This window comes from Slackia sp. CM382, from assembly GCF_000293015.1.
GTDB lineage: Bacteria > Actinomycetota > Coriobacteriia > Coriobacteriales > Eggerthellaceae > Slackia > Slackia exigua.
In genome coordinates this window covers 72,535-85,591 of the sequence record NZ_ALNO01000005.1, presented here as the reverse complement: position 1 = coordinate 85,591, position 13,057 = coordinate 72,535, and the positions used below count along the sequence as shown (strand labels likewise).

8 protein-coding genes are annotated in these 13,057 nt (G+C 63.6%); 1 reads left to right on the top strand and 7 read right to left on the bottom strand.

Going from position 1 to position 13,057, the window contains the following annotated elements:
• Window positions 1–177: 177 nt before the first annotated feature.
• The 3 genes from HMPREF1155_RS02295 to rsmI form a co-directional block, all read right to left on the bottom strand.
• Window positions 178–1,404, bottom strand: a complete 1,227-nt coding sequence (locus HMPREF1155_RS02295) for an iron-containing alcohol dehydrogenase (protein ID WP_009077060.1) — start codon at window positions 1,402–1,404, stop codon at window positions 178–180.
• Between the two features lie 14 nt (window positions 1,405–1,418).
• Window positions 1,419–1,730 (bottom strand): glutaredoxin, encoded by a 312-nt coding sequence (locus HMPREF1155_RS02290; protein WP_050999253.1) that lies wholly within the window; start codon window positions 1,728–1,730, stop codon window positions 1,419–1,421.
• A 609-nt stretch (window positions 1,731–2,339) separates the two neighbouring features.
• Window positions 2,340–3,191, bottom strand: a complete 852-nt coding sequence (rsmI, locus tag HMPREF1155_RS02285) for a 16S rRNA (cytidine(1402)-2'-O)-methyltransferase (RefSeq protein ID WP_009076906.1) — start codon at window positions 3,189–3,191, stop codon at window positions 2,340–2,342.
• A gap of 131 nt (window positions 3,192–3,322) precedes the next feature.
• Between rsmI and HMPREF1155_RS02280 the strand changes: the two genes are divergently transcribed.
• Window positions 3,323–4,411: an MBL fold metallo-hydrolase gene (locus HMPREF1155_RS02280; RefSeq protein ID WP_009076987.1), complete on the top strand. Its 1,089-nt coding sequence runs from the start codon at window positions 3,323–3,325 to the stop codon at window positions 4,409–4,411.
• A gap of 666 nt (window positions 4,412–5,077) precedes the next feature.
• Here the strand turns inward: HMPREF1155_RS02280 and HMPREF1155_RS08965 are convergent.
• The 4 genes from HMPREF1155_RS08965 to HMPREF1155_RS02265 form a co-directional block, all read right to left on the bottom strand.
• Entirely contained in the window at window positions 5,078–5,251 is a 174-nt protein-coding gene (locus tag HMPREF1155_RS08965) for a hypothetical protein (RefSeq protein ID WP_155999108.1), read from the bottom strand.
• A 303-nt stretch (window positions 5,252–5,554) separates the two neighbouring features.
• Window positions 5,555–10,519: a 2-hydroxyacyl-CoA dehydratase gene (locus HMPREF1155_RS02275; RefSeq protein WP_009077035.1), complete on the bottom strand. Its 4,965-nt coding sequence runs from the start codon at window positions 10,517–10,519 to the stop codon at window positions 5,555–5,557.
• A 25-nt stretch (window positions 10,520–10,544) separates the two neighbouring features.
• Complete coding sequence (locus tag HMPREF1155_RS02270) at window positions 10,545–11,162, bottom strand: TetR/AcrR family transcriptional regulator (RefSeq protein ID WP_009076993.1); 618 nt, start codon at window positions 11,160–11,162, stop codon at window positions 10,545–10,547.
• A 126-nt stretch (window positions 11,163–11,288) separates the two neighbouring features.
• Entirely contained in the window at window positions 11,289–12,716 is a 1,428-nt protein-coding gene (locus HMPREF1155_RS02265; protein ID WP_009076789.1) for a sodium:alanine symporter family protein, read from the bottom strand.
• Window positions 12,717–13,057 lie beyond the last annotated feature (341 nt).

Here is a 13,057-nt window from a genome sequence, read left to right as displayed (position 1 = left end):
GATGCGCCCATCGGACCTGTCCACGTGAAGGGCGGACTCCCGATGGCGCATCTCCCGACGATGCAATCCCCGACAGGATAGGAAGCGGCGTCAACGGGCGTCGCCCCTTCCCGATGGCACATCTCCCGACGGCGCGATCCCCGACGGCGCGCCGATGCGTTCGCATGCGCGACGTTCTCAGAATGCGGAGTGGTAGATGGCGCAGACGTCGTCGGCATCGAGCCTCTTGAAGGCACCGAACGGTTCGCCCTTCGCGGCGATGACCTTCGCCGTGAGATCGTCCACGCATTCCTCGGAAAGCCCGAAGCCGCCTAGGCGCACGGGCATCCCCATGCTGGCGAAGAACGAGGCCAGCAGGTCGATGCAGGCCTCGACGGCGTCTTCGACCGCCTGCGTTTCGCTCACGAAGCCCTCGTCGCCTTCCTGAACCGGTTCGATATCGAACACTTCGCGCGCGAAGAGCAGGAAGCGGTCCGGATCGTCGCGCCAGACATAGCGCATCCACGCCGGCATCATGACGGCGAGGCCCGCCCCATGCGTGATGGTCGTATCGAAGGCGGAAAGCGCATGCTCGAGCGCATGGCTTTCCCATCCACCCGCGCGCTGCCCGCATGCGAGGGCGCGACCGCATCCTGCAAGACCGTTGTGGGCGAGCATGCCCGCCCACATGATGTTGGCGCGCGCATCGTAGTCATCGGGGTTCGCCAGCGCGCGCGGCGTCTCGTCCATCAGCGCGCGGATGAGCCCGCACGCGATGTTGTCGGTCACAGGCACGGCGCCCACGCCGCTGAAGAAGCGCTCGCAGATGTGCGCGATCATGTCGGTCACGCCCGCAGCCGTCTGATACGGAGGGAGCGAGAACGTGACCTGCGGATCCATGAACGCGACGAAAGGACGGAAGAGGGCGCAGTTCACGCCGTTCTTCGCACCGAGCTCATCGTTGCTGATGACGCACGAATCCGAGGCTTCCGAACCGGCGGCCGGGATGGTGAGCACCGCGGCTACGGGCAGGGCGGATCCGATCTGCGCCTTCTTGCAGAAGAAATCCCAGACGTCGCCTTCGTACGGAACGCCGAACGCAATGGCCTTCACCGCATCGATGACGCTGCCGCCTCCGACGGCGAGCACGACGTCGATCTTGGCTTCCCGCGCGACGCGGATTCCCTCGCGCACGAATGCGACCTCGGGGTTAGGGCGCGCTCCGCCCTGCTCGGTCACGGCGATGCCCGCCGAGGCGAGCTGCGTGCGCATGCGGTCGAGGATGCCGGACCGTTCGGCCGAACCGCGGCCGTACACGACGAGCGCATGCGAGAACCCGCGCTCAGCTAGAGCGTCCCCCACCCGGTCGAGGGCCTGCCGGCCGAAGACGAACCGCGTGGGACACTGGAACGTGAAATCGTTCATGGATTCCCTCCGGACTATCCGAGGGACGCGAGGTACGCGACGATGTCGCCCGATTCGTACATCGGCGTACCGTCGACGAACAGGCACGGCACCTGGCGTTTGCCGCCGACCCGCACGAGTTCCTCGGCCGCGGCGGGCTCGGTGACGATGTCGCGATACGCAATGGGCGCGCGCCCGGCCCATTCGGCATCGATCCAGCGCATGACCCTCTGGCAATACGGGCAGGAATCCTTCTTGTACAAGACGAGCTCAGGCATGACGGCTCCCATCTCGAATGCTTCGAAGCGACATACGCCGCCCGAAACGACGACTGTTTCAGGCGGCATTATATCGATGCCGTATGGAGGTTCATTGGGTGCATCGGCGGGATGCGCGGACGTTCCCGCCTCTGCTAATCGGTGCGTTTTGCGCCTGTATACATCGCGCACACCATGCATACGAGAGCCGCAACGGCCCAGAATTTGTGGGAACCCATGGGAAACCTCCTTGACGTCGTTTCGTGACGGAGCGCCCCCGCGCTTCGCGTCACGCGAGACCTTCGCGTCGCACGACGCGAAACGATCGCGATTCGCGTGCCGTCGCGCGGTCACGCGGTCACGCGAGGCGAAACGGTTGCGATTCGCGCGTCGTCGCATGACCGTACGATGCAAGCCCGCATAGCCGCGAGGCGAAGCCCCGTATCGTTGGATTCAGTGTAGCAGGAACGAGGCGAAGCCCCGGTTAACTCTTCCGAGGCGTCACGATCCACGTCAGCGATGGCTTCTTACCCATGACCGCGCGCTGCTCGGATGCACTGCGCGCGGCGGGATGGACGTTGCCTGCCGTCGTCGGCACTTCGGTTGCCCGGCCCGACATGCATCGAGATGACGACGTCGCACCTGTTGCGACGTGACGGCAACGCGCGCAATGGATCCCAAGCACCAGAACGCGCGGGATCAGAGCGCGTGCACGAGCTCGTACGCTTCGTTCCGCCCCATGTCGAACTCCGATTTCAGCATGCGCACGATGTCTTTCTTCGAGACGGAAGGGTCGGACAGGAGCTCACGGGCGCGGTCGACGGCGGCATGCCGGAGCTCTTCTTGGTCCCGATCGGCCTCGTCCGGAGTCGGCGGGCCGACGACCAGAGCGATTTCCCCCCTGATGGCGCCATGCGCCTCGCGCTCGGAGAATTCGCGCAGCACGTCCTGCGCGGGACCCTTGAACACTTCCTCGTGCAGCTTCGTGAGCTCGCGACAGACCGCGACGTCGCGTTCGGGAAAGACATGAGCGACGGCATCGAGCGCGGCGACCACGCGATGCGGACTTTCATAGAAGACGAGCGCGGCATCGAGCGCGGCGAGCGCCTTGAGCGCGTCGCGACGTTCTCCCTGTTTACGAGGGAAGAACCCGCCGAAATAGTAGCGGGGCGCGGCGATGCCGCTCGCCACGTAGGCGGTCGCGGCCGCGGAAGCGCCGGGCAGCACGACGCAGGGAACGCCTCGGGCCTGCGCTTCGGCGATGAGCCGCGCGCCCGGGTCGGACACGCCCGGCATGCCGGCGTCGCTGCAGAACGCGATGGTTTCGCCCGCCTCGACGCGTTCGACGATACGAGGGGCCCTTTGCGCGATGACCGCCTCGTCCAGACGCTCGACGCGCTTCTCGATGCCGAAATGGGCGAGCAGCCTGCCCGTCACGCGCGTGTCTTCGGCGCAGACGACGTCGGCGTCGCGCAGGGCATCGAGCGTGCGCAGCGTGATGTCGCCGAGATTGCCGATGGGCGTAGGACAGATGTAGATGGTTCCGGGCATGCGGCCATTATACGCATCGAGCCGACGAACGCTCGCTCGTCTCCCGAACTCCGCCTTCGTTTATAGTGAGGTCCTGCGATCATAGTGAGACCTGTGATCGAGAGAATCGCAACCAACGAGCGGAGGACGGCATGCTGAGGCTTCATGTGCTCGCGAGCGGCAGCCATGGCAACGCTTCCGTCGTGGAGGATGCGGAAACCGGACGCGCGCTGCTCATAGATTGCGGCATCTCGAAGAAGGCGTTCCTGCAGCGTTGCTCAGAGGCGGGTTTCGACCCCCTCCGCATCGAGGGAGTCCTGGTCACGCACGAGCATACCGACCATACGAAGGGACTCGGCGTGGTGTTGCGCGGGCTCGCGAAGATGGGTACGCATCCGCAGGTCTTCGCCGATCCATCCGTCGTGCGCGCAAGCCGGGACATCGCAGACGCGCTCGCAAGCCTTGATGCTCGGGCGCAGCCGTTCGACGATTCGAGCGAGCTCACATTGGCGGGCATCGACGTGTTTCCGTTCCTCACCTCGCATGATGCCGTCGCATCCTATGGGTTCCGCTTCGAGACGAGCTCGGGCGAAGTCGGCAGGGAAAGAGGCCTGCTCGATGCGTCCGAATGCATCGCCGACGAATGCGGCAGGAATGCGCGCGCTACGATCGCTCGGGACGATTCGCCCGCATGCACCATACCCATGCGTGGCGCCGATAGATTGACCGCATTCGGTGCCGGCAATCCAGATATATGCGACAACATCGGATTCGCCTCGCAGGATAATGCGTCTTCTGCGCGCATCGGCGCCGCGACCGCCACGTGCGTCAATGCCGCGGCTGCTACGTGCGTCGATGCCGCGGCCGCTACGCACGACGTGCTCGGATTCATGACCGATACTGGCATCGTGACCTCGGCAGCACATGCCCATCTGCAAGGATGTCGCATTCTTGCGATCGAAGGAAACCACGATCCCCGCATGCTCGAAAAAGGGCCGTACCCGTATTCGGTCATCGCCCGTATCGGCTCGGATCGCGGGCATCTATCCAACGAACAGGGAGCCTGCGAACTCAGGAGCCTTCTGCACAATGGGCTCGAACGAGTCGTCGCCCTGCACGTATCGCAGAACACCAATACCTACGATTTGCCGAAACGCGCTTTTCAAGAGGTGCTTTTTCAGGAGAGGCACGACGCCTGCGCCGACGTCGGATTCCAGGAACGAGCGATCACCGTCGAGTAGCGCGCCTTGATGCAGCCGAGCGGCCGCCTTTGACGAGCTGCGCCCGCAGGAACGCCCTTGCCTATTGAGAGCCCTTTGCCTATCGAGAGCCCTTTGCCTATCGAGAGCCCTTTGCCTATCGAGAGCCCTTTGCCTATTGAGAGTCCCCTTGCCTGTCGAGAGCCTCTTGCCTGTCGAGAGCCTCCTACCATGTAGCGGCGGATGCCTTCGGAATCGAAGTCGAAGATCGAGAACCTCCTTGCCTCTCGAGAATCTCCTCGTCTATCGAAAGCTCCTTGCCTATCGAGAGTCCCTACCTGTCAAAAAATCGTCGTTGAACGAAAATTCGCGTGCGATTCCTGCCCAACTGCCAAAATCGAGGAGCTTAGGGGGTTCGAAGACTGGATTTCGAATCACAGCACCGATCTAGCTCATTTTGTATATACAATATATTGTTGTAAAAGTATTTTAATAACAATATATCGACTTGCGAGAAGCAGATAGAGGAGAATGCCACTCGAAAAAACCCCACTAAGCTCCTCGATTTTGGCAGTTGGGCGGTAAAGTGCATACAGCTCGTCATAACAAAGCACATACGTCCCGCCATGAGTCACATGCAACCCGTCATGAGCCACATACGTCTCGTCATGAGCCACATACGTCTCGTCATGAGCCACATGCAGCCCATCATAAGCCGACCAATAGACCGGACCAACGGAAGCGGATCCGCAACGTCTTGAACTGCGGAAACACCTCAGTCTGTAGCACCGCTTCGACCTGCGGAAACACTTCAGTCTGAAGCAATGTTTTAACCTGCGGCAACACCTCGGTCTGAAGCAATGCTTCGACCTGCAGCCGCATATATCCCTCGATCTGTGCATCCGTGCACCCTACGACCGAAGAGACATCTCGGCCCACATGGTCTATGGCCGAAGAGATACCTCGGCCCGCAGCAGCGCCTCGGCCCGCAGCACCTCTGTCTGCGGCGCTTCAACATGCAGGACCTCGATCCGCAGCCCATCGGTCCACAGCGCCTCGACCCACAGCGAAGCCCCGGTCAACAATGCCTTGACCTACAGCAAATCCTCGGTCAGCAACGCCTTGACCTGCAGAAACGCATCGGTCTGCCGAAACGTCTCGACCCGCAACGCCTAAGGCTGAGAATCAAACGACCCTGCCCGCACCAACCTCCCTGTCGTCATAGGCTTCGTGAGCAGCACCCTCGAGCGCAAGCTCATCTGCTTCGCAAGCGGCGTCCTCGTGCGCAAGCTCCTCGGCCACGCGCCGGCTGATGGCATCTACGTCGAGCACGACGCCGCACCCCTGGGTCGTCGACACGTCGAACGACTCCTGCAGCTCGACGGTCGCAGCTTCGCGCTCGGCCCGCGCATAGACCGGGGCCTCGCCGCGTTCTTCGGCCAGATTCGCCTTCGCGACGCTGATCATGAGCTTGATGCGGTTGAGCTGGTTGACCTCGGACGCACCCGGATCGTAGTCGACCGCGACGATGTTGCTTTGGCTGTAGCGGCGACGCAGCTCCTTGATGACGGCCTTGCCCACCACGTGATTCGGCAGACACGCGAACGGCTGCGCGCACACGATATTGGGCGCGCCGCTACGGATGAGCTCCACCATCTCGGCCGTGAGCAGCCATCCCTCGCCCATGGAGTTGCACAGGCTCAGGATGTCGCTCGCGTAATCGGCAAGCGTGTAGATGTCGGTCGGACGTTCGAAACGCGCCGATGCGTCAAGCGCGTCGAAAAGCGGCTTGCGGATGCGGTCGACGACGCGCAACGCGATGCGGCTTCCGACGGCACCCTTGGCCGAGCGCCCCAGCGGATCCTTCTGGAAGATGGCGCCCGCGATGCCGAACAGGAAGAACTCGGTCAGCCCCGGCACCACGGCCTCGCATCCTTCGGCCTCGATCACATCCACGACCTGGTTGTTCGCCGTCGGATGAAACTTCACGAGGATCTCGCCCACCACGCCCACGCGCGGCTTGGTGCCCTCGCCCGCAAGCGGCAGCGTGTCGAAATCCTCCACGATGCGCCGGATCGTGCGCTTGTAGGTCTTGTACGTCACGCCCTCGAGCATCTGCGCCTTGCACGTGGCCATCCAGGTGTCGAACAGATGCTGGGCCGAGCCCTTCTCGATCTCGTAGGGGCGCGTGCGGTAGAGGCACTGCATGAGCAGGTCGCCGTAGACGATGGCGTAGATGGCCTGGAGCAGCATCTTCGGCGTGACCTTGAAGCCCGGATTGCTCTCGTCGAGCTTCTTGAAGGCGAGCGAGATGACGGGCACGTGCCCGAGCCCCGCCGCCTTGAGCGCCTTGCGGATGAGCGCTATGTAGTTGGTCGCGCGGCATCCGCCGCCGGTCTGCGAAATGAGCACGGCAAGCTTGTCGGTATCGTAGCGGCCGCTCGTGACGGCTTCCATGATCTGGCCTGTGACCAGGATCGATGGATAGCAGATATCGTTATTGACGTACTTCAGGCCCGCGTCCACCGCACCGGTGTCCACGCTCGGCAGAAGCTCCAGGTTGTATCCGAAGCGCGTGAAGATAGGCTGCAGGATCTCGAAGTGATACGGCGCCATCTGCGGCGCGAGAATCGTATAGCCCGCCTCCTTCATCTCCTCGGTGAACGAGACCTTGGCGAACTCGGTGGATTCGGCCTCGCGCTGCTTGAGACGGAAGTCGGCGAAGGCTCCTTGGGACTGCGCGATCTCCGCCGCCGCGGCGGCCTCGGTCGCGCCGGTCTTGCCCGCCATGCGCTCCTTCGCATGCGCCGCATGCCGACGCATCTCGGCATCCGAGACCTCGATGTCGGTCGGGTACGCGCCGTGCTCGCCCACCGTCGGGCAGCCCAGCGCGCCCGGACGCGCGGCGGCTTCTTCGGCGCGGCGATCGGCCTGGTCCTTCAGGGCCGCGAGCAGCGAGCGGATGCGGATGCGGATCGCGCCCAGGTTCGACACCTGATCGATCTTGAGCACGGTGGCGATCTTGCCGGATTCCTCGAGAATCTCCTGCACCTCGTCGGTCGTGAGCGCATCGAGGCCGCATCCGAAGCTCACGAGCTGCACCAGATCCAGGTCGTTGCGCTGCGTGCACACCTTGGCGGCGGCATAGAGACGCGTATGGTACATCCACTGGTCGACGACGCGGATCGGACGCTCGAGCTCGCCAAGATGGGCAACCGAATCCTCGGTCAGGACCGCCAGGCCGAAACCCGTCAGAAGCTCGGGGATGGCATGGTTGATCTCGGGGTCGTTGTGGTACGGGCGGCCGGCAAGCACGATGCCGTGCGTCCCGGTCTCTTCCATCCACGCGAGGGTCTCGACGCCCTTGACATGCATGTCTTCCTTGAACGCCTCGTCCTCGGCCCATGCGGCCTCGACGGCGGCGGCCACGTCGGCGCGCGAGGGTGCGGACGCATGGCGGCAGGTCGCATCGGGGAAATTCTCGTACAGCTCAACGAACAGACGATCTTTGAGCTTCTCCTTCTGATCGTAGGGAAGCCACGGATTCAGGAATGCCGTCTCGCTTTCGTTGAGCTCATCGACATTCAGGCGCAGAGCCTCGGAATACGATGCGACGATCGGGCAGTTGTAATGATTGCCCGCGCCGGCGTCTTCCTGGCGCTCCCACTTGGCGCAGGGCATCCAGATGAAGTCGAGGCCCTTCGCGAGCAGGTTCATCACATGGCCGTGCGAAAGCTTCGCCGGATAGCACACGCTTTCGGAAGGCATGGACTCGATGCCTTCCTCGTAGGTGGCCGGCGTCGTGTCGTCCGAGATCACGACGCGATAGCCCAGCTGCGTGAAGAACGTGAACCAGAACGGATAGTTCTCGTACATGTTGAGCGCGCGCGGAATGCCCACGGTGCCGCGCGGAGCGGCGTCGGCAGGAAGCGGTTCGTAGTCGAAGAGGCGATGGTTCTTGTATTCGTAGAGGTTCGGCACGCTCGAACGCTTCGTGGCAAGGCCGATGCCCTTTTCGCAGCGGTTGCCCGTGATGAAGCGGCGATGCCTGCCGGTGGCGGCATCGCGGCCGAAGTCGTTGATCGTGAGCAGGCAGTTGTTGGAGCAGCCCTTGCAACGCGCCGACTTCTGCGCGGGGCGCAGCGATTCGATTTCGGAAAGCGACAGCATCTTCGTGCGTGCGTCTTCGCCCGCGGCGCGATCCCGGGCCAGAAGCGCGGCGCCGTAGGCTCCCATGAGACCTGCGATGTCGGGGCGCACGGCCCTGACCTCGGCGAGCTGCTCGAACGCGCGCAGCACGGCGTCGTTCAAGAACGTGCCGCCCTGCACGATGACCTTCGTGCCGACCTCGTGGGGGTCGCGGATCTTGATGACTTTGAACAGGGCGTTCTTCACGACCGAGATGGCCAGGCCCGCCGCGATGTCGCCGACGGTGGCGCCTTCCTTCTGCGCCTGCTTGACGCGGCTGTTCATGAAGACGGTGCAGCGGCTGCCCAGATCGACCGGATGCTTGGCCGCGTTCGCCGTCTGCGCGAACGACATGATGTCGAGGTTCAGGCTGGTCGCGAAGCTTTCGATGAAGCTTCCGCAACCCGACGAGCATGCCTCGTTGAGCATGATGTGCTCGATGACGCCGTCCTTGACGCGCAGGCACTTCATGTCCTGGCCGCCGATGTCGAGGATGAATTCGACGCCCGGCAGCATCTCCTGCGAACCGCGCAGGTGCGCGACCGTCTCGATTTCCCCGGAGTCGAGGTTCAACGCCTCGAGCAGAAGGCCTTCGCCGTATCCCGTGACCGTGACGTGGCCGATCCGCACGAGCGGCTCGCCCGTCTCGGCATCGACCGGCATGTCGCCGTAGAGCATCGCGACGGTCTGCTTGGCGGTTCCGAGCACGTCGCCGCGGTTGTTCGTGTAGTGGCTCCACAGAAGCTCGCCGTCGCGGCCGATGAGCGCCGCCTTGAACGTGGTCGATCCGGCATCGATGCCCAGATACGCCGTGCCCGAATAGCGCATGAGCGCGCCGCGCTTGACGCGTTCCCGGTCGTGACGGTCTTTGAACTCTCGGTACTCGTCTTCGCTCGCGAACAGCGGAGGCAGACGCACGACTTCGCTGCCCTGGATATCGCCCAGGTTGCGCAGACGGTCGAGCACGCAGGCGATGCGCTCGGGAGCGTTCGGCGTGCCGCAGATGGCGGCGCCCGACGCGACGAAGAGATGGGCGTTCTTCGGACGCAGCGCGTGTTCGTCGTCCAGATCGAGCGTTTCGCAGAAGCGCTTGTCGAGCTCGGAGAGATACTGGAGAGGACCGCCGAGGAAGGCGACGGTGCCGCGGATCGGACGACCGCATGCCAGGCCGGAGATGGTCTGCGTCACGACGGCCTGGAAGATGGATGCCGCGATGTCTTCGCGATGGGCGCCCTCGTTGATGAGCGGCTGCACGTCGGTCTTGGCGAACACGCCGCAGCGGCTTGCGATCGGATAGATTGTCCTGCAGCCCTTCGCGAGCTCGTTCAGGCCGGTCGCATCGGTGTTGAGCAGGGTCGCCATCTGATCGATGAAAGCGCCCGTGCCGCCGGCGCACGTGCCGTTCATGCGCTGCTCGATGCCCTCGTCGAAATAGATGATCTTGGCGTCCTCGCCGCCGAGCTCGATGACGACGTCGGTCTGCGGGATGTAGGTGGACACAGCGGTTTTGGAGGCGATGACTTCCTGGACGAACTCGATGCCGAGCCACTGCGCGAGCAGAAGGCCGCCCGAGCCGGTGATCGCCATGGTCATGGGCGTATCGGGATACTTCTCGGCGGCTTCCTCGAGCACTTCGACGATGGTCGCGCGGATGTCGGCATGGTGGCGGCGGTAGCACGAATGCTCGATGGCGAACGCATCGTCGAGCACGGCCACCTTCACCGTGGTGGAGCCGACGTCGATGCCGATGTGGCGCACGGACGAGGCGGCAGAGGAGCCTGCAGCATCCGCGGCGGCCGACGGTTCAATAACCTGCGATCCGTCCGACGAGGGGCTTGCGGCCTGCACGTCCGCCGCAGCCGCGCCTGTCGCAGGCAGATCCGCGGCCTGCGGTTCGACCGTTGCTCGACCTGCGATCCGCGGTTCGGTCGTATCCGACATGTTCTCTTCCGTATCGCTCATGAAAGCTCCTTGGTGGCAGCGATGCTTACAGCTTGATGGATTCGCCGGGCTTGATGAAGAGCAGGCGCACCGCGATGCGCGCCATCTCCTCGGAGGATTCCTCCATGCCGGTTTCTATCCAGCGGCAGATGACGCCCAGGTACGCATTGGCGTAGAACGCGACGTAGTAGTCCACGAAGGCGGTGCGGTCGGCGCGGTAGCGCGCATGCAGCAGCGCGAGGATGAAGTTGTCGCACACGTAGGTGCGCAGGCGGCCGCCGAACGACGGGTCGCCGCCCTCGCCCATGACAGCCTGGAGGAACTCCGCCTGGCCGCGCAGGTAGTCGAAGAGCTCGACGAGCACGGGCAGCGGGCGGCGCGTAAGCGCATAGCGCCCGACCGATATGACCGACAGGCTCTTGAGGTGGGGCTGCAAGCAGCTCAAGCCCTCAAGAACCTCGTCTTCGAGGGAGCGGAGCAGGTCGTCTTTGTCCTTGTAGTGGTTGTAGAACGTGCCGCGATTGAGGTCGGCCTTCGCGCAGAGGTCGTTGATGGTGAACCCGTCGAGCCCACGTTCGTTCATAAGCGCGATCAAGGCATCGCGCAACGCCGCCTTGGTGCGTGCGATGCGCCGATCCTCGGCGTTCGACGTGCTCGACGACATTCCCCCACCGCCTTCCGCATTCCGTCCAATCTGTTAGACAAGGTGACTAATTTTGAACACCGTGTCTAATAACGTAAGATTGTAGAAAGCGGCGCGCAGGAAGGCAAGCGCCTGCGCGGCGAATCCTTATTTATCCGCGTGCTGGGGAATCTCGTCGGTGGAGGCCTCGTCCAGGTTGCCGCTGTAGACATAGTGGCGCGTCTCGCGGGCGATCAGGCCCGACAGCAACAGCACGACGATGATGTTGGGCACTGCCATCAGCGCGTTCGCCACATCGGACGCGTTCCAGACGACATTGGCGACGCCAAGCGATCCCACGAAGGCCGCGAGCACGTACAGCACCTGATACGGTCGCACGGCATGCTTGCCGAAGAGGTAGGCCGCGCAGCGGTTGCCGTAATAGCTCCAGCCGAGAATCGTCGAATACGAGAACAGGATCATGCCGACGACCAGGATGGGGGTTCCCACGTACGGGATGGACGCGAAGGCCGCGCTCGTCAGCTGCGCGCCCGCGGTGATCGAGCCGGAGGCGATCTGGTCGACGACCTCGGAATGCGCGAGCATCGTGGACACGAGCACGATGCCCGTGAGCGCGCAGATAACGACGGTGTCCCAGAAGGTGCCGGTCATGGACACGAGCGCTTGACGCGCAGGATTGCGCGTGGAAGCGGCCGACGCCACGATGGGCGCCGAGCCCAGGCCCGATTCGTTGGAGAACAGACCGCGGGCGCAGCCGAACTGGATGGCCGCCATGACGCCGGAGCCGAGCAGACCGCCGAACGCCGAGCGCGGATCCAAGGCCGCCGTGAAGATGAGCTTGATGGCGGGCCATACGAAATCCCAGTTCATACCGATGATCATGATGCAGCCCCATGCATAGGCGATTGCCATGAACGGCACGAGCTTCTCGCACACCTTCGAAATCACGGTCACGCCGCCGAAGATGACGATGGAGACCATGATCACGATGCCGAGCCCGATGCCCCAGACGGGAATGCCCGGCGCATTGGCGAGGATGACCGTCGTCATGGAATTCGACTGCACGGCCGAGCCGATGCCGAACGACGCGATGGCGGCGAACAGCGCGAAAAGCACCGCACCCGCCTTCGCCCATGCCGGAACGGAACCGTCGGGACGCGTGAACGCGCGCTCCCATGCGTACATGGCGCCGCCGAGCATCTTGCCCTCGTGGTCCTTCACGCGGTACTTGACCGCCGCATAGGTTTCGGAATACTTCGTCGCGATGCCGAAGACGCCGGTCAGCCACATCCAGAGCACGGCCCCGGGGCCGCCCGCGAGGATGGCCGTCGCCACGCCGACGATGTTGCCCGTGCCGATGGTGGCCGAAAGCGCCGTGGTCAGCGCACCGAATTGGCTGATGTCCCCTTCGGCATCGGGATCCTTCGTGATGGAGAGCTTGATGGCGAGCGGCAGCTTGCGCTGGATGAATCCCGTGCGCGCCGTCAGGAACAGATGGCTTCCCAGGAGAAGCACGATCATGGGAACGCCCCAGACGAACCCGTCAACCGCATCGATGATTCCGACGATATCCATGTGCTTCCCTTCTTCGCATGGCCGCATCGAATCCACGCCGCGCGTACGCGCGTGCAAAGCCCGAACCACGTTTCGTGTCGGCTCAAATCGCGTTGCATCGTTATTGAACTGCGCATACGTCTTACGACGATGTCTCGGGAAGTATAGGGAGCCTGCATTTCGGCAAGGTTTCGTTCTCGGAAAAAGAAGGCGAACTATTCCGTGAGCGGCGTTCGAAGGCGGCTGAGGCATGCGCGGCGGCACCCGTCGCAGCCATCGAGTCGAAACGCATCCTCTCCCTGCGTGCGGAGGCGCCGCTCAACGCATGCCCGCGATGCGGCCGACCGCCCGCGCATAGCTCA